This is a genomic window from Roseovarius salis (genome assembly GCF_044472985.1).
GTDB lineage: Bacteria > Pseudomonadota > Alphaproteobacteria > Rhodobacterales > Rhodobacteraceae > Roseovarius > Roseovarius salis.
On sequence record NZ_JBISDG010000042.1, the window covers coordinates 1 to 15,417 of the forward strand.

At 65.9% G+C, this 15,417-nt stretch carries 19 protein-coding genes and 2 pseudogenes; 6 read left to right on the forward strand and 15 right to left on the reverse strand.

The window, feature by feature from the left end:
- A pseudogene (locus tag ACH13J_RS15080) lies at nt 1-634 on the forward strand (hypothetical protein); the annotation flags it as partial.
- 19 nt (nt 635-653) lie between these two features.
- Here ACH13J_RS15080 and ACH13J_RS15085 read toward each other — a convergent pair.
- The 14 genes from ACH13J_RS15085 to folK form a co-directional block, all read right to left on the reverse strand.
- Entirely contained in the window at nt 654-1,184 is a 531-nt protein-coding gene (locus ACH13J_RS15085) for a universal stress protein (RefSeq protein WP_397544177.1), read from the reverse strand.
- 112 nt (nt 1,185-1,296) lie between these two features.
- Nucleotides 1,297-1,629 (reverse strand): DUF1491 family protein, encoded by a 333-nt coding sequence (locus ACH13J_RS15090; RefSeq protein ID WP_397544178.1) that lies wholly within the window; start codon nt 1,627-1,629, stop codon nt 1,297-1,299.
- Nucleotides 1,626-2,534 carry a GTPase Era gene (gene era, locus ACH13J_RS15095; protein WP_397544179.1) on the reverse strand — a complete coding sequence of 303 codons (909 nt, stop codon included), beginning with the start codon at nt 2,532-2,534 and terminating at the stop codon, nt 1,626-1,628. Before era ends, ACH13J_RS15090 begins: the two co-directional genes overlap by 4 nt.
- Nucleotides 2,535-2,616: 82 nt before the next feature.
- Nucleotides 2,617-3,300 (reverse strand): ribonuclease III, encoded by a 684-nt coding sequence (gene rnc, locus ACH13J_RS15100; protein ID WP_397544180.1) that lies wholly within the window; start codon nt 3,298-3,300, stop codon nt 2,617-2,619.
- Nucleotides 3,297-4,133 carry a signal peptidase I gene (gene lepB, locus ACH13J_RS15105; protein ID WP_397544181.1) on the reverse strand — a complete coding sequence of 279 codons (837 nt, stop codon included), beginning with the start codon at nt 4,131-4,133 and terminating at the stop codon, nt 3,297-3,299. Before lepB ends, rnc begins: the two co-directional genes overlap by 4 nt.
- 68 nt (nt 4,134-4,201) lie before the next feature.
- Nucleotides 4,202-4,618 (reverse strand): holo-ACP synthase, encoded by a 417-nt coding sequence (gene acpS / locus ACH13J_RS15110; RefSeq protein WP_397544182.1) that lies wholly within the window; start codon nt 4,616-4,618, stop codon nt 4,202-4,204.
- Nucleotides 4,619-4,631: 13 nt separating this feature from the next.
- Nucleotides 4,632-6,089, reverse strand: coding sequence for an alpha/beta fold hydrolase (locus tag ACH13J_RS15115; protein ID WP_397544183.1), 1,458 nt, complete (start codon nt 6,087-6,089; stop codon nt 4,632-4,634).
- A gap of 52 nt (nt 6,090-6,141) precedes the next feature.
- Nucleotides 6,142-6,756, reverse strand: coding sequence for a LysE family transporter (locus ACH13J_RS15120; RefSeq protein WP_397544184.1), 615 nt, complete (start codon nt 6,754-6,756; stop codon nt 6,142-6,144).
- A 9-nt stretch (nt 6,757-6,765) separates the two neighbouring features.
- Complete coding sequence (locus ACH13J_RS15125; RefSeq protein ID WP_397544185.1) at nt 6,766-7,212, reverse strand: ABZJ_00895 family protein; 447 nt, start codon at nt 7,210-7,212, stop codon at nt 6,766-6,768.
- Entirely contained in the window at nt 7,209-7,979 is a 771-nt protein-coding gene (locus tag ACH13J_RS15130; protein WP_397544186.1) for a pyridoxine 5'-phosphate synthase, read from the reverse strand. The genes ACH13J_RS15125 and ACH13J_RS15130 overlap by 4 nt, the downstream gene beginning before the upstream one ends.
- A gap of 36 nt (nt 7,980-8,015) precedes the next feature.
- Nucleotides 8,016-8,678 carry a DUF2062 domain-containing protein gene (locus ACH13J_RS15135; protein ID WP_397544187.1) on the reverse strand — a complete coding sequence of 221 codons (663 nt, stop codon included), beginning with the start codon at nt 8,676-8,678 and terminating at the stop codon, nt 8,016-8,018.
- Between the two features lie 21 nt (nt 8,679-8,699).
- Nucleotides 8,700-10,832, reverse strand: a complete 2,133-nt coding sequence (locus ACH13J_RS15140) for a RelA/SpoT family protein (RefSeq protein ID WP_397544188.1) — start codon at nt 10,830-10,832, stop codon at nt 8,700-8,702.
- Between the two features lie 31 nt (nt 10,833-10,863).
- Nucleotides 10,864-11,217: a DNA-directed RNA polymerase subunit omega gene (gene rpoZ, locus ACH13J_RS15145; protein WP_397544189.1), complete on the reverse strand. Its 354-nt coding sequence runs from the start codon at nt 11,215-11,217 to the stop codon at nt 10,864-10,866.
- Between the two features lie 84 nt (nt 11,218-11,301).
- Nucleotides 11,302-11,865: a 2-amino-4-hydroxy-6-hydroxymethyldihydropteridine diphosphokinase gene (folK, locus tag ACH13J_RS15150; protein ID WP_397544190.1), complete on the reverse strand. Its 564-nt coding sequence runs from the start codon at nt 11,863-11,865 to the stop codon at nt 11,302-11,304.
- Between the two features lie 179 nt (nt 11,866-12,044).
- On the opposite strand from folK, the gene ACH13J_RS15155 reads away from it, so the two are divergent.
- The 5 genes from ACH13J_RS15155 (at nt 12,045) to rnhA (ending at nt 15,161) form a co-directional block, all read left to right on the forward strand.
- Nucleotides 12,045-12,620: an NYN domain-containing protein gene (locus ACH13J_RS15155; protein WP_397544191.1), complete on the forward strand. Its 576-nt coding sequence runs from the start codon at nt 12,045-12,047 to the stop codon at nt 12,618-12,620.
- Nucleotides 12,621-12,702: 82 nt separating this feature from the next.
- Nucleotides 12,703-13,653, forward strand: a complete 951-nt coding sequence (ispH, locus tag ACH13J_RS15160; RefSeq protein ID WP_397544192.1) for a 4-hydroxy-3-methylbut-2-enyl diphosphate reductase — start codon at nt 12,703-12,705, stop codon at nt 13,651-13,653.
- Nucleotides 13,650-14,102, forward strand: coding sequence for a DUF3429 domain-containing protein (locus ACH13J_RS15165; RefSeq protein ID WP_397544193.1), 453 nt, complete (start codon nt 13,650-13,652; stop codon nt 14,100-14,102). The genes ispH and ACH13J_RS15165 overlap by 4 nt, the downstream gene beginning before the upstream one ends.
- Nucleotides 14,099-14,692, forward strand: coding sequence for a methyltransferase domain-containing protein (locus ACH13J_RS15170; RefSeq protein WP_397544194.1), 594 nt, complete (start codon nt 14,099-14,101; stop codon nt 14,690-14,692). Before ACH13J_RS15165 ends, ACH13J_RS15170 begins: the two co-directional genes overlap by 4 nt.
- The gene (rnhA, locus tag ACH13J_RS15175) at nt 14,685-15,161 is read left to right on the forward strand and encodes a ribonuclease HI (RefSeq protein ID WP_397544195.1); all 477 of its coding nucleotides are present in this window, start codon (nt 14,685-14,687) and stop codon (nt 15,159-15,161) included. Before ACH13J_RS15170 ends, rnhA begins: the two co-directional genes overlap by 8 nt.
- An 11-nt stretch (nt 15,162-15,172) precedes the next feature.
- Here the strand turns inward: rnhA and ACH13J_RS15180 are convergent.
- Nucleotides 15,173-15,414, reverse strand: a pseudogene (locus ACH13J_RS15180) (GlsB/YeaQ/YmgE family stress response membrane protein).
- Nucleotides 15,415-15,417 lie beyond the last annotated feature (3 nt).

A 15,417-nucleotide genomic window follows, 5' to 3' on the forward strand; every position in this document is an offset into this window, starting at 1 on the left:
CGCCGATACCGGCCTCTACGAGCTGCGCTACGTCCTCGACGAGGGCGACAGGACGCTCGCCACCGCGACGATCGAGATCACCGCGCCGGAGGTCACCATAGACGGCCCGGAAAAGATACGCGCGGGTGACAGGATGAAGGTGTCGTGGACCGGGGCGGTTCACAAGGATGACTATGTCACCATCGTCCCTGTCGGCACACCCGACGAGGAATCCGGTGATTACGCACGGGTCAGGGACCGCTCGGAGGTGAAATTGGAGGCGCCGGATCAGCCGGGGCTTTACGAGTTGCGTTATATCCTTGAAGAAGGCCGGCGTGTCCTCGCCCGGCGGCCCGTCGAGGTGCTGGCAGAGGATGCCGCGCTCAATACCGGGGCGCGGTTGACGGCACCGGACACGGCCACAGCCGGGAGCCGGATCGAGGTCGGCTGGACCGTGGAGCGTGAGAGCGCTGACCAGCGGATCACCATTGCCCGCGCCGAGCAGGCGATTTTTACCTGGGTCGAAGCGGTCAAGATATCGGGCACCCCGCCCGCCGCCATTGACGTGCCGGACGCGCCCGGCGCCTATGAGCTGCGCTTCCTCGATGTCAGCAACCAGGAGGTCCTGGCGCGCAAGGTGATCACAGTCGAATAGGCGCCGGGGCTGGCGGTGCTCAGCGCACCGTCATGACCGTGCACTCCGCGTGCTGGTTCACCTTGTGCGCGACGCTGCCCATCAACAGGGTCTTGAGCCTGCCGAGCCCGCGATGGCCGACCACGATCATGTCGGCGCCGGCCTCGTCGGCCATTTCCAGGATTCCCTCTGCCGGGTCCTCGTTCCTGGTCAGGGTATCCACCTTGGTCACGCCCGCCTCCTTGGCGCGGTCGACGGCGCGGCGGACGATCTCGTCGCCCATCAGGGTGATCATGCGCACGGTATCCGAAGAGGGACGCGAGCTGGCGAACAGATCCCCGCCGCCCGAACCGCTGAGCAATTCGAAATCGACATCCGAGCTTTTCTTTACCGAATCGACAATGTGTTCGACATCAGCCATCCGCGCCAGTTCCTTGGACGGGCGACCGAACTGCATGACATGGCCGATGGTCAGGGGCACGTCGAAGTTGGCCGCGATCTCCGCGGCGAGGTCAATCGCCTTGAGGGCCGTGTCGGATCCGTCCGTGGCCACGAAAATATGCTGTTTCATATGGTGTCCTCTCCCTTTTGCACACGGGCCGGACAATCGCAGCCCGCGGCCCTTGTCTTGGACGTTAACGCCGTACTGGAAACGGGAATTTGATCGGCGTCAAACGCGAGGATCAGTCGGAAAGCCCCGGCTCGTCAAGCATGTGCCGGCCGGCACGATCCTCGACCTCGATCACCCAGAGGTCCGGATCCACCGCGCGCTGACGCGCGATGGCGGCATCGACCTCTGGCTCGCCCCCCTCGGCCAGTGCGATCCACCGGCGCGCGCCGCTCTCCAGGTCGAAGCTGCGCTGAAAGGCGGCGGCGCGGCCATCCAGGGTATTGAGCTTGACCAGCACGGCGCCCGCGGTGTCATCGCCATGGGCGGTCACGAAAGCGGGAATACCGTTGAGCCGCAGCCGCGCCAGATAGGCGTGCACCCAGAATTCGGAGGTGAGCCGGCTCAACCGGCACCGTCCCGGTAGTCCAGCCCCATCTCGGAGTAGCGTTCCGCCTCGTCCAGCCAGCCGGGACGGACCTTCACCTGCACGAAGAGATGCACGCGCCGGCCGAGGAATTCCTCCAGTTCCGTGCGCGCGGCCTGGCTGACGGCTTTGATCGTCTCGCCCCCGCGCCCAAGCAGGATGCCCTTGTGTCCTTCGCGGGCGACGTAGATCACCTGGTCGATGCGGGCAGAGCCATCCTTGCGTTCTTGCCAGCTCTCGGTTTCGACCGTCAGCTGGTAGGGCAGTTCCTGATGCAGGCGCAGCGTCAGCTTCTCCCGCGTGATTTCGGCGGCGATCATGCGCATGGGCAGGTCGGCGATCTGGTCCTCCGGATAGAGCCAGGGCCCCTCGGGCAGTTCCGCCGCAAGCCATTGCCTGAGATCGTCGACGCCGTACCCCTTCTCTGCGGAGATCATGAAGGTGCGGGCGAAATCGAACCTGTCGTTCAACTGCTTGGCAAGCCCAAGCAGCGCGTCCGACTTTACACGGTCGATCTTGTTGATGGCCAGCGCGACGGTCCTGTCCTGTGCCACCTCGCCAAGACGGTCGAGAATCCGCTCCACGCCCTCGGTTACGCCCCGATGCGCCTCGACCAGCAATACGACGATGTCGGCATCCGCAGCGCCGGCCCATGCCGCCGTCACCATCGCGCGATCCAGCCGCCGTCGCGGCTTGAACAGGCCCGGTGTATCGACGAAGACAAGCTGCGCATCCCCCTCGATCGCCACGCCGCGCAGGCGGGCGCGCGTCGTTTGCACCTTGTGCGTGACGATCGACACCTTGGCCCCCACCATGCGGTTGAGCAGCGTGGACTTGCCGGCGTTCGGCTCTCCGATAAGCGCGATAAAACCGGCGCGGGTGGTCATGGCGTGGCCCTCGATGAACAAGCGGGCGCCAGTCTTAGCCTGTTTCCGCGCGGCTGGCCAGACGCGATCCCGGCAGGCCCGTTCAAGGTTTCTCCACCGCCGCCAGGAGCGCCTTGGCCGCCGTTTGTTCGGCCTGACGCTTGGAACCGGCGGTGGCCGATTCCGCCGCACCGTTGCTCAGCCTCACCTCGATCGTGAACCGCGGGTTGTGGTCGGGCCCGGACCGCGCGGTTTCGATATAGTCCGGCGGCGGCAAGCCGCGGGCCTGCGCCCATTCCTGTAATGCCGTCTTCGCGTCGCGGGCATCCTGCTTGACCGTATCGATCCGCGCCCCCCAGAGACGCAGCACAACGGCCCGTGCCGCTTCGTATCCGCCGTCGCGGTAGATCGCGGCAATCACCGCCTCCATGGCATCGCCCAGCAGGGCCTGCTTGCGCCGCCCGCCCGACATCATTTCGGACCGTCCGAGTTTCAGAACCTTGCCGAGATCGATTTCCCGGGCGACCTCTGCACAGGTTTCCTTGCGCACCAGCGCGTTGAACCGCGGGGCGAGCTGGCCTTCCTCGGCGGACTGGTCGCGTTCGAGCAGTGCCTCGGCCATGACAAGGCCCAGCACCCGGTCACCGAGGAATTCCAGCCGCTGGTTGTCGTCCCGGTTGGGGGATGACATCGAGGAATGCGTAACGGCGCGAACCAGCAGCTCGGGCCGGGCAAAGCTGTGGCCCAGGCGGGACTGGAAGGCTTTCAACTCGCCGGAGAGCTTCATTCCAGCTTCTCGAAGAACCTGTCGCCGCGCCATGTCCAGAAGAACAGCATGGAGCGCCCGGCCGAGGAGAACATGACGCGGCCCGCCCGGCCGATCAGGTTCTCGTAGGGAACGTAGCCGACGCCGCCGGCAGCCAGCGGAACGCGGCTGTCGGTGGAATTGTCACGGTTGTCACCCATGAAGAAATAGTGACCCGGCGGCACGTTGTACACGCCGGTGTTGTCCGTGGACTGGCGCGAGATGTTGAGGATGTTGTGCGACCGCCCGTTGGGCAGTGTCTCGATCTTGCGCGACTTGCGGCATTCCGCACCCATGCCCACCGGCGCGTTTTCGCAGCGTGGTGTCACCTGCAGGGGGCCTTGCCTCTGCTTGATTTCGGTGAAGGTGCCGGCATCCTCCAGCTCCACCGGTTCACCGTTGATGTGCAAAACGCCGTTCTTCATCTGGATGCGATCGCCGGGCAGCCCGACGACCCGCTTGATGAAATCTGTGCCCTGCACCGGATGGCGGAACACGATGATATCGCCGCGCTCGGGCTCGCTGCCCAGTACGCGCGTGTTGTCCCCGTCGAGAAACCCGCAGATGTCCTCGGCATCGATGTTGATACCCAGGCTGGCGATGCGGATCGTCGGGCACGAGGCATAGGAGTAGCCATAGGCCATCTTGTTGACGAAGAGGAAGTCGCCGATCAGCAGAGTGTCCTTCATCGACCCCGAAGGAATCCAGAACGGCTGAAAGAAAATGGTGCGGAATATGCCCGCGATGACCAGCGCCCAGAAGACCGTCTTGACGGTTTCCCACAACGCGCCCGATTTGCTGCCTTCCGCGGCCATGCCTGTTCCCTGCCCCTCGGTTGCCGGTCGATGCGGTTTTCATGGGCGGGCGGCGGGCGGGTGTCAAGTCACGGCTGCGCGGCGGTCCCGAGTGGACGGGCCTCGATCACGACGAAGGCCTGCGCCCATGGGTGATCATCCGTCAGCGTGACATGAATGATCGCCTCGTGACCCTCCGGCGTCATCTCTGCCAGCCGGTCGGCCGCCCACCCCGTCACCGCCATGACGGGCTGACCGGTGCCGAGGTTGCTCACGGCCATGTCCTTCCACGCGATTCCCATCCTCAGCCCCGTGCCCAGAGCCTTGGCGCACGCCTCCTTGGCCGCCCACCGCTTGGCATAGGTGCCGGGCGTGTCGGCGCGCCGTTCGGCCTTGCGCTGCTCGGTCTCCGTGAACACGCGGTTGCGAAACCGGTCCCCGAACCGGTCCAGCGTGCCGGCGATGCGGTCGATGTTGGCAAGATCGGTACCAATGCCGAGGATCATGGCCGACACTCCTTCAGGCCGCGAACAGCGGGAAACTTACCCCTAGGGCCCATGCGAGCGCCACCCCCAGCCCGAGGCCCGCGGTGGCAGGCCCGCAAGCACGCGCCGTTGCGCGCCCCATAACCCCGAAGGTGAGGTAGAAAAGCACGATCACCGGCGCGATCATGAGCAGGAAGAAAAGCCCCTCGAAATCAAGAGCCACGGCACCCCCCAGCGACAGCAGAAAGGCCAGCCGCCCGGCCACGCGCTGCCAGAGCGGCGCACCGTCCGCCAGCCAGCTATCCGCCAGCATGAACGGCACCGCCCCCGCACAGAGCAATGCGATGAGCGTAACGCGGTCGGCCGTCGGCCAGAAATTCGCGCCGTAACGATCCAGCGCCATGCCGAACACGAGGATTGCCCACGCCAACAGCAGCACCGCCCCGCCAAGGTCGGGCCGTTCGGGCGGTCCCTTGAACCACCACAAGAGCCCCGCCTGCATGATCCCGAATATCCCGAGATGCAACACGAGGTAGTCCGCCACCAGCACCGGCAGGAACGAGGTATCGAAAAGCGTTGCGGCCAACGGCGTGGCCAGCGCCGGGACAACCGTTGCTGCCACGAATTCCCTGGGCGGAAGCGCGGCGGACAACGACGCGCGCGCCCTTGCAAGCGCCCCGGCCACTGGCGGGAACAGCGCGGTGATCGCGGCCAGCAGCGCAATGAGCGCCCAGCCGGTAGGGGGCGTGCCTGCCTGCCGGTCGCGGTCATAGTATTGGTTGAGCCAGTCGAGCGCCGCCTGCCGGCCGGCGCGGGAATGCAGGATCGCGACGTGCTCCACCGCCGGGGCGAGCATTGCCTTGCGACGGATACCATCGCTTTCGGCGGTCTGGCCGAGCGCCGCACCCTCATCGACCATTTTCAGGGCTTCGCGGGCAAAGCCGGTCAGCCCCGGCTCCCACGCGCCGGTGATCAGGAGCAGGTTCTCGGGATGGGTCGGCGTGATCGCCCGCGAAAAGGCCGAAAGCAGCACCAGAGGCCCGGTATCGCCGGTCCGGTCCGCCGTCCGGACAAGCACGTCGGTGGCCATGGAATGCCCCAGAAGGGCGACCGGGCTATCCCCCGTGCGGGCGGCGTCGATCACGGTGCGCGTCTGCGCGACAAGCAGCCGCGTGGTGCCGTCTATCGACCCCACATCGCCCCGCATGGGCCGGCGATGGCGCCCATGCCCCTCGAAATCGAAAGCGTAAACGGTATAGCCCGCCCGGGCCAGTGTAAGGCCGTAGGCCTGCATCATCTGCCGGGAGCCGGCAAAGCCATGCGCAACGACTACCGGCGGCCCGCCGCTCCCGTCACTCATGCGGGTGACAGGAGTCGGCCCGACAAGGGTATTGGTGATATCCACCCCCGCGCGAACGCCCTCCAGCACCCATAGCGCCCAACCCGCCAGAACCAGCGCGCCAAGCGTGAGCAGCGGGCGCCCGCGTCTCATGCCCCCCGCCCTGCGCCCACCTGCAGTGGCGGGAGCGGTGCGTTCGCCCCCCTCACGGCAGCCGTGCCGTCAGCAGCTTGAGACCCGCAGCGCCGAACAACAGGCCAAACACCGCGTCGAACGCCCTTTGCAGCCGATCATAGCCCCGGGCAACCGGCCCCACGGAGAACAGCAGCGCATAGCACAGAAAGATCAGGCTGGAGGTGCCAAAGAGCAATGCGAACAGGGCCCATACCTGCGATGCGCCCGCACCGGCGGGCAATGCCACGGCAAAGACCGCGCCCCATGCCAGAACCGCCTTGGGGTTTGTAAGGTGCACCAGCATCCCGCGCAGGAAAAGCCGTCGATGCACGGGGGCAGCTGTCCGGGCCTGCGCCGGGCGAACCGCCCGGCGCAGGCTGCGGATTGCCAGGTAAAGCAGGTAGACAGCCCCCACCACCTTCACCACCGAGAACGCCCACCCATGCGCCAGCATCAACGCGCTCATGCCGAGGGCCGCCGTGACCCCCCAACTCGCCGAGCCAAGCGCGACACCCGCCGCCGTTGCCAGCCCGGCCCGGCGCCCTTGCGCCATCGCCGCACCGGAAATCGCCAGTGTCGCGGGGCCCGGGCTACCGGCAGCGACGGCCCACGCGGCAACCACCAGAAGGGGCTCTGGAACGATCATGCAATCCCCTCACTCCATCCCGCCGCGGCTGCGCATGAGGCTGAGCTGGTTACCCGCGCCGATCCCGAGGAACAACCGGTTGCACACGAGGTACCCCCCGGCATAGAGCGCCAGCAGGATCAGGAACTGCCGCGACCCCGCAGGCGCGATGGCCAGCTTGGCGAATTCGGGCACGAGGCGCCCGCCGGCATAGGCCAGTAAGAGGTTCAGCCCGATGGCGATGATCGTGGCGACCCAGGTAAAGTTCCACGCGGCCGCGCCCTTGGGTTTGCGCTTTTCCCGCTTGGCGAATTGCTGGCCCTCTATCACCGCGGCGATCATCGCCGGCACCATCAATTGCGCCGACGATCCCAGGGCCGAGTCAACGGTCGCGTTGAGCAACGACACCAGGACCGACGCGCCGATTGCCACGCCGAGAAAGACCAGGGCATAGCGGATACAGGCAACGGGTCTCATCCGGCCGGCCGTTGCCCGGGCGCGCGCGCATCGTCCATCAGGCGGCGCATCTCTCCGATCGCCGGGCCGAGGCCGCGGAAAATCGCCTCGCCGATCAGGAAGTGCCCGATATTGAGCTCCATGACCTGCGGAAAGGCTGCGACCGGTTGCACCGTGTCGTAGGTCAGCCCGTGGCCGGCATGGACCTCCAGCCCCAGGGAATGGGCATATGCAGCCATCTCGCGCAATGTCTCCAGCTCCCGGTCGCGATCCGCGATCCGGCCCTCGGCATGGGCATCGCAATAGGCGCCGGTGTGCAATTCGATCACCTCTGCCCCGATCCGGTGTGCCGCCTCGATCTGGCGGCGGTCAGCGGCGACGAAGATCGACACCCGGCTCCCCGCCTCGCGCAGTGGCGCGATGAAATGGGCAAGCCGGTTTTCCTCGCGCGCGACCTCCAGCCCCCCTTCGGTGGTCTTTTCCTCGCGCTTTTCCGGCACGATGCACACCGCGTGCGGACGGTGGCGCAGCGCGATGGCCTGCATTTCCGCCGTCGCAGCCATCTCGAAATTGAGCGGCACGGACAATGCCCGCACCAGCCCGTCGATATCGGCATCGGATATGTGGCGGCGGTCCTCCCGCAGGTGCGCAGTGATCCCGTCGGCGCCTGCCTCCTCTGCCAGCCTCGCGGCACGCACCGGGTCCGGATAGTCGCCCCCGCGCGCGTTGCGCACCGTCGCGACATGGTCGATGTTCACGCCAAGGCGCAGCTTCGTGTCAGACGCCATTGCATCCTCCTTCATGGACCCGGGTCCATCGTGACCCTAATCGTGTTTTTCCTTCGCGTCAGCCTTGCCGGCCGCCTTTTCCCTCAGCGCCATCAGCTTGGCCTTGAGCCGTCCCTTGCGGCGGTTCTGGTAGGCCTGGATGACGGGCAGGCTGAGGTAATAGAACACGAGCCCCGCGATCGGGCCGGTTATGAAGCCGCCGATCATGTAGGGAAAGAATACCTCGTCATAGAAGATTTCCAGATTGTGCCAGTCGGCCCGGGCATCGGTGAAGATCGCGACGATATTGTGTTTCAGGTCCCCCCATGCATCCACGAACTTGCCGCCGATGGAACGCCCGATTTCGCCGCTGTCGGTGCCGATCCGACCCAGCACGACATTGCCGGTCTGGTAGGCCAGCGTGGCGATCGGCACGAAGGTCAGCGGGTTGCCCACGAACGTGGCCAGAAGCGAGGCAACCACGTTGCCGCGGATCAGCAGCGCCATGCCCGCCGCCAGGAAGAAGTGCATCCCGAAAAAGGGTGAGAAGGTCACGCATACGCCCGCGAAGATGCCGCGCGCGATGCGATGGGGCGGGTCCGGCAGCCTGTGCAAACGGTGCTTGATGTAATAGAAGGCGCGCGTCCATCCGCCCCTCGGCCAGACGGTTTCGACCACGATCTTCCAGATCGGGCGTCTGTCACGTCGTTTGAAGACCACCTCGCGCGGCTCCCCGCTTCATTACCTGTCACCGCCTCCGGCACGGCCCGGGTCGCGGTACCTTTCCACCGCGGCCACGTCGCTTTCTGCATCAAGAGCCGACATGATGCCATGCAGATGCTCGGCATCGCGCAGCTCGACGTCTATCAGCAGACGGTAAAAGTCCGGCTTGCGGTCTACGAATGTCAGGTTCGAGATATTGGCCTTCTGCTCTCCGATCAATGTGCAAATCCGTCCCAGCACGCCCGCGTCGTTGCCGATGGTGACGTTGAGCGTCACCTCGTAAGCCGCCGGATGCGCGCCCGCATGCCAGTGCAGGTCAAGCCAGCGGCCGGGCTGATCATCGAAGGCCGACAACGCGACGCAGTCTATGGCATGCACGACCACCCCCTTGCCGCGGTAGGTGATCCCGACGATCCGCTCACCCGGCAAGGGCTGACAGCAGCGTGCCCTCTCGAAACTCTGGTTGCGGCCCAGCCCGATCACCGCGCGGTCGCGGCCGACGACGTTGCCCTCTTCCGGGGCGATGTCGGGGTAGACGGCATTGAGCACCTGTTGGGCCGTCAGCTCCGCGCTTCCAAGACGCGCGAGCACCTCGTCGGCATCCTTCAGCCTCAGCGTCTTGGCCGCGGCGGTCAGCGCCTTTTCCGTGGCCCGCTTGCGCACATGCTCGAACGCCGAGCGCGCCAGTTCGCGCCCCAGCTTGATATAGCGATCCCGGTCCAGTTCGCGCAGCGCCCGGCGGATGGCGGCACGGGCCTTGCCGGTGGTGGCGATGTCCAGCCACGTCGCCTGTGGTGTTTGCCCGTCCGCGGTGATCACTTCGACCGATTGACCGTTCTTGATACGCGTCCAAAGCGGCACGCGCATGCCGTCGACCTTTGCCCCCACGCAGGCATGACCGATGCGCGTATGGATGGCATAGGCGAAATCGATCGGCGTGGCCCCCCGCGGCAGCTTCACCACGTCGCCCTTCGGCGTGAAGCAGAAGACCTTGTCGGAATACATTTCCAGCTTGACCGCTTCGAGGAACTCGTCGTGGTCCTCCTCGGCGTCGAACTGTTCGGTCAGCGACGAGATCCATCTGGCCGGATCGACGGCAAAGGGGTTCTCGGCGCGCACCCCGTCGCGGTAGGACCAGTGCGCCGCCACGCCCGTCTCTGCCACGTCATGCATCTGGCGGGTGCGGATCTGCACCTCGACCCGCTTGCCGTCGCGCCCCGACACGGTCGTGTGGATCGAGCGATAACCGTTCGACTTGGGCTGGCTGATGTAGTCCTTGAACCGGCCCGGCACCGCCCTCCACCGCAGATGGATGGCGCCAAGGACCCGGTAACAGTCCTCGACCGAACCGGTTATGATGCGAAACCCGTATATGTCCGACAGGCGGGAAAACCCCATCTGCTTTTCCTGCATCTTCCGCCAGATGGAATAAGGTTTCTTGGCCCGGCCCAGCACGTCCGCCTCTATCCCGGCCTTGTCCAGCTCGTGGCGCATGTCGGCGGTGATTCTCTCGATCACGTCGCCGGCTTCCTTCTGCAAGGTGATGAAGCGGCGGATGATCGAGGCGCGCGCCTCGGGGTTGATGACGCGAAAGGCCAGATCCTCCAGCTCCTCGCGCATCCACTGCATCCCCATGCGCCCCGCGAGCGGTGCGAAAATGTCCATCGTCTCGCGCGCTTTCTTGAGCTGTTTCTCGGGGCGCATGGCCTTGATCGTGCGCATGTTGTGCAGGCGGTCGGCCAGCTTGACGAGAATCACGCGCATGTCCTTGGACATGGCCATGAACAGCTTTCGGAAATTCTCGGCCTGCTGGGTCTCGGTGCTGGACAGCTGAAGATTGGTGAGCTTGGTCACCCCGTCCACGAGATCGGCGATCTCGGGCCCGAAGCGATCGGCCACCTGTGCATAGGTTGCGCGCGTGTCCTCGATCGTGTCGTGCAGCAGGGCCGTCACGATCGTGGCATCGTCCAGCCGCTGTTCTGCAAGGATCGCCGCCACCGCGGCCGGGTGCGCGAAGTAGCGTTCGCCCGAGTGCCGGTACTGCCCCTCGTGCATGGCTTCGCCGAACGCGAACGCGTCCGAGATCAGCGCCTCGTCGGTTTTCGGGTTGTAGGTGCGAACCAGTTCGACAAGGTCTTGGGCCGCGATCATGTGGTTCGCATCCCGAAAGCGAAGGAGGGTCTCAGCCCTGCTCCTGCGCCGCCATCAGCGCCCGAAGAAGGTCCTCCTCGGGCATGTCGTCCTCGGCCGGCTTGTCCGGCTCGCCGCCCATCAGGAGGGACATGGAGTCCTCTTCGGGCTCGTCCACCTCGATCTGGGTCTGATTCGCCTCGATCAGCCGCTCGCGCAGTTCGTCGGCCGACTGCGTCTCCTCGGCGATCTCGCGCAGGGCCACGACCGGGTTCTTGTCATTGTCACGGTCCACGGTGATGGGCGATCCGGCCGATATCTCGCGCGCGCGGTGGGCAGCAAGCATCACGAGGTCGAACCGGTTGGGAACCTTGTCGATGCAGTCTTCGGTTGTCACGCGGGCCATGGGACCTCCGGAACGGCAGTTGTGTCGGGAAGCCGCACATTTAAAGACTCTTCACCCGGTTTACAAGGGACGATTCGGCCCCTCCTAGGGCGGGCCGGCCGGGCCCGGCAGCGGCGTCACGGCCGCAACCTCGTCGCGCGGCAGATCCGCCAGCAACTCCGTCACCGTGCGCCCCAGCACCGGGTGGCGCCAGCCGGGTGCCACCTCGGCCAGCGGCACCAGCACGAAGGCCCGCTCCTGCATGCGCGGGTGGGGCAGGATCAGCTCGCCGGGCGCGCGCTGCGCGCGTTCCTCCGGCGCGAGCCTGCGCCAGCGCTGGTAGGTGGAGATGTCGGGCAAGACCTCTGACCCCGCGGCGATCAGGTCGAGATCAAGGGTGCGTTGGCCCCATCGTTGCAACCGCTCCCGCCCGAAGCGCTGCTCGACCCCGTGCAGCAGCGACAGCACCTCGGCGGGGGTGCCCTGATACTCGACCCACGCGGCGGCGTTCACGTAATCGGGTCCCGCGCCGGCTGGAAAACAGGGGGTCTGGAAAAACCGGCTGCACCGGAAATCGTGGGCCGTCTCGGCCAGCAGATCGGCTGCCGCGCGCAGCGTCGCCCGGGGCGGTCCGGTCACCGATGGCAGGTTCGAACCGAGGGCGATCAAGAAAACGTGTTCATTTTCCAATGCGATGCACCTGATTTGTCGTGTTTCGCGGCGGCATTGCCGGGAATTCCCCTTGCCTATGGGCAGCGGAAATTCTAACGTCTTGTGCCACCCATTCCGGTATCCACCACTCAAACCGCTCTTTCCGGAACGGGAGTCACATTTGAAAGGGCATTTCGATGTTTTACAAGGACGAACGGCTCGCGCTGTTCATCGACGGGTCGAACCTGTACGCAGCGGCGAAATCACTGGGCTTCGACATCGACTACAAGCTGCTGCGCGCCGAATTCATGCGCCGCGGCAAGCTTTTGCGCGCGTTCTACTATACGGCGCTGCTGGAAAACGACGAGTACTCGCCGATCCGTCCCCTCGTCGACTGGCTGCACTACAACGGCTTCACCATGGTCACGAAGCCGGCGAAGGAGTACACTGACAGCCAGGGCCGGCGCAAGGTCAAGGGCAACATGGACATAGAGCTGGCCGTCGACGCGATGGAACTGGCGCCGCATGTGGACCATATCGTTCTCTTCTCCGGAGACGGCGATTTCAGGCCGCTGGTCGAGAGCCTGCAACGGCAGGGCGTGCGTCTGTCGGTTGTCTCCACGATCCGCAGCCAGCCGCCGATGATCTCGGACGAGCTGCGCCGCCAGGCCGACAACTTCATCGAGCTGGACGACCTCAAGGACGTGATCGGCCGTCCGCCGCGCGACAACCAGGGCAGCCAGCGCGAGACAGCCCACGCCCAGCAAAGCTGAGGTCGCGCCGCCGTCCGCGCCTTGGATGGTCTGGACGCGGGCGGCATGACGGCTTACCTCTTGTGGCCAGACAGGAGGCCGCATGATGAAACCGCCGCTTACCGTTCACCTGGCCGCGCCGCGCGGATTCTGCGCCGGGGTGGACAGGGCCATCAAGATCGTCGAAATGGCGCTGGAGAAATGGGGCCCGCCCGTCTTCGTCCGCCACGAGATCGTGCATAATCGCTATGTCGTCGATGACTTGCGGGCCAAGGGTGCCGTGTTCGTCGAGGAACTGGACGAATGCCCCGACGACCGGCCCGTGATCTTCTCGGCCCACGGGGTACCCAAGGCCGTCCCGGCAGAGGCCGCCCGGCGTGACATGGTCTATGTCGACGCCACCTGCCCGCTTGTCTCCAAGGTGCATATCGAGGCCGAGCGGCACGCCGCGAACGGTCTGCAGATCATCATGATCGGCCATGCCGGCCACCCTGAAACGGTCGGCACCATGGGCCAGCTGCCCGAGGGCGACGTCCTGCTGGTGGAAACCGTGGCAGACGTTGACCGGCTGGAGGTGCGCGACCCTGAAAAGCTGGCCTTCGTCACGCAGACGACGCTTTCGGTCGATGACACCATCGATATCGTGCACGCGCTGCAGGCGCGTTTTCCCGCCATCCAGGGGCCGCACAAGGAAGACATCTGTTATGCCACGACCAACCGGCAGGAAGCCGTCAAGGCGATGGCCGGGAAATCGGACGCCATGCTGGTCGTGGGTGCGCCCAATTCCTCGAATTCCAAGCGGCTCGTGGAGGTCGGGCGAAAGGCCGGTTGCGGCTATGCCCAGCTGGTCCAGCGGGCCGCCGACATAGACTGGCGGGCGCTTGACGGCATCCGGTCCATCGGCATCACCGCGGGGGCATCGGCCCCCGAGATACTGGTCGAGGAGGTGATCACCGCCCTCGGCGAACGCTACGACGTAGCGGTTGAACTGGTCGAAACCGCGACCGAGAACGTCGAGTTCAAGGTGCCCCGTGTGCTGCGGGAACCGGCATGACCATCCCGCGCGCGCCGCTGTGGCTCGGCTTTGCCGGGCTTGTCCCGTTTGTCTGGGGGGCGCTCACGGTGATCTTTCCCGGTTTGGGCGACTGGGGGGCACGAATGCTCGGCCCGCGTTTCGCGGGACCATACGTCATTCTCTTTTACGGCGCGGTCATCCTGTCCTTCATGTCAGGGGTGTTGTGGGGGTTTGCCACGCGCCTTGGGGGGCAGCGCGCCACCACGGGCTACGTGTTGTCGGTCGTCCCGGCGCTCTGGGCCTTTTTCACGACCGGCGGCGGCGTCGTCGCGGCCGGTCTTTCGCTGATCGCCGGGTTCACCGTCATCCTCGGGATCGACTGGTGGTTTTCCCGTCAAGGCGTGGCGCCCGGCTGGTGGATGGGGCTGCGGCTGACCCTGACGGCCGTCGTGCTGGTCTGCCTGGCCATCGCGGTGATCCTGTCATGACCGCTGACCGCGAAACTCTGGCCGCGTATGCCGCGAAACTCGAAGACTATGCGCGGATGGCCGACGATCTTTCGGGCGACCCCCGCCTTGGTGCCTTCATCGCCGCGCTGCCCAAGGGCGCCCGGGTGCTCGACCTTGGCTGTGGCCCGGGCTGGGCCGCGCGCAGGATGGCGATGGCCGGGCTGGTCGTCGAGGCGACCGACGCCTCGCCCGCGATGGTCGGCGAGGCCGCGGACATCCCCGGCGTTACCGCCCGCGTGGCCAGCTTCGACGATCTGGACGGCACCGACATATACGATGGAATCTGGGCCAATTTCAGCCTTCTCCACGCGCCCCGTGCCGACATGCCGCGCCATCTTGCGGCGCTGCGCCGGGCGCTGAAACCCGGCGGGCTGTTCCATATCGGCATGAAGACCGGAACGGGCGCGCACCGTGACAGCCTCGGCCGGTTCTACACCTACTACACGGAGGAAGAGTTGCACGTCATCCTGCGCGATGCCGGCTTCGTCCCGTTCTCCAGCGACCATGGCTGCGACACCGGCCTGGCAGGGACCCCGGAAGACTGGGTCACGATCGCTGCCCATGGCTGAGCTTTACGCCTTCACCGACGGGGCCTGTTCCGGCAACCCCGGCCCGGGCGGCTGGGGTGTGCTGCTGCAGGCCCGCGATGGCCAAACGGTCCTCAAGGAACGCGCGCTCAGCGGTGGCGAAGCCGAGACAACGAACAACCGGATGGAATTGCTGGCCGCGATCACCGCGCTCGAGACGCTGAGCGCCCCCTCGTCCATCACCATCGTGACGGACTCCGCCTACGTCAAGAACGGCGTGACGGGCTGGATCCACGGCTGGAAGAAGAACGGCTGGAAGACCGCGGCGAAAAAGCCGGTCAAGAACGCCGAGCTGTGGAAACGTCTCGACGCGGCGCAGCACCGGCACGACGTGACCTGGGAGTGGGTAAAGGGGCATGACGGGCACCCCGAGAACGAGCGCGCCGACGCGCTTGCACGCGAGGGCATGAAGCCGTTCAAGCCGGAAAAAACGAGATCCTCTGCCGGCTGACCACGGCGCGGCTATTTCTTGCGGGCGATGTATGTCTGGTAGATCCAGATCAGCAGCAATGCCCCCAGAACCGCCCCGATCAGGCCGCCGAGCAGCCCCATGACCGCGGCCAGGACCTGCAGGACCAGCCCCCGATCAGGGCCCCGGCGATACCGATGGCGACGGTGGTCGGGATATCCGTTCGCAGGCGCATCAGCCGGGTGGCCAGGACCCCTGCCGCCGCGCCGATGATCACCAGGTAGACAAGACCCATCAC

Bases quoted from the DNA above. Each gene is read 5' to 3' on its own strand.
- ACH13J_RS15165 (WP_397544193.1), top strand. From the start codon at position 13,650: ATGACCATCCCGCGCGCGCCGCTGTGGCTCGGCTTTGCCGGGCTTGTC.
- ACH13J_RS15130 (WP_397544186.1), bottom strand. From the start codon at position 7,979: ATGGCGTCTGACACGAAGCTGCGCCTTGGCGTGAACATCGACCATGTC.
- acpS (WP_397544182.1), bottom strand. From the start codon at position 4,618: ATGATCCTCGGCATTGGTACCGATCTTGCCAACATCGACCGCATCGCC.
- ACH13J_RS15120 (WP_397544184.1), bottom strand. From the start codon at position 6,756: ATGATCGTTCCAGAGCCCCTTCTGGTGGTTGCCGCGTGGGCCGTCGCT.
- rnhA (WP_397544195.1), top strand. From the start codon at position 14,685: ATGGCTGAGCTTTACGCCTTCACCGACGGGGCCTGTTCCGGCAACCCC.
- rpoZ (WP_397544189.1), bottom strand. From the start codon at position 11,217: ATGGCCCGCGTGACAACCGAAGACTGCATCGACAAGGTTCCCAACCGG.
- ACH13J_RS15125 (WP_397544185.1), bottom strand. From the start codon at position 7,212: ATGAGACCCGTTGCCTGTATCCGCTATGCCCTGGTCTTTCTCGGCGTG.
- lepB (WP_397544181.1), bottom strand. From the start codon at position 4,133: ATGGCCGCGGAAGGCAGCAAATCGGGCGCGTTGTGGGAAACCGTCAAG.
- ACH13J_RS15155 (WP_397544191.1), top strand. From the start codon at position 12,045: ATGTTTTACAAGGACGAACGGCTCGCGCTGTTCATCGACGGGTCGAAC.
- ACH13J_RS15170 (WP_397544194.1), top strand. From the start codon at position 14,099: ATGACCGCTGACCGCGAAACTCTGGCCGCGTATGCCGCGAAACTCGAA.
- ACH13J_RS15085 (WP_397544177.1), bottom strand. From the start codon at position 1,184: ATGAAACAGCATATTTTCGTGGCCACGGACGGATCCGACACGGCCCTC.
- rnc (WP_397544180.1), bottom strand. From the start codon at position 3,300: ATGAAGCTCTCCGGCGAGTTGAAAGCCTTCCAGTCCCGCCTGGGCCAC.
- ACH13J_RS15115 (WP_397544183.1), bottom strand. From the start codon at position 6,089: ATGAGACGCGGGCGCCCGCTGCTCACGCTTGGCGCGCTGGTTCTGGCG.
- ACH13J_RS15140 (WP_397544188.1), bottom strand. From the start codon at position 10,832: ATGATCGCGGCCCAAGACCTTGTCGAACTGGTTCGCACCTACAACCCG.
- era (WP_397544179.1), bottom strand. From the start codon at position 2,534: ATGACCACCCGCGCCGGTTTTATCGCGCTTATCGGAGAGCCGAACGCC.
- ispH (WP_397544192.1), top strand. From the start codon at position 12,703: ATGATGAAACCGCCGCTTACCGTTCACCTGGCCGCGCCGCGCGGATTC.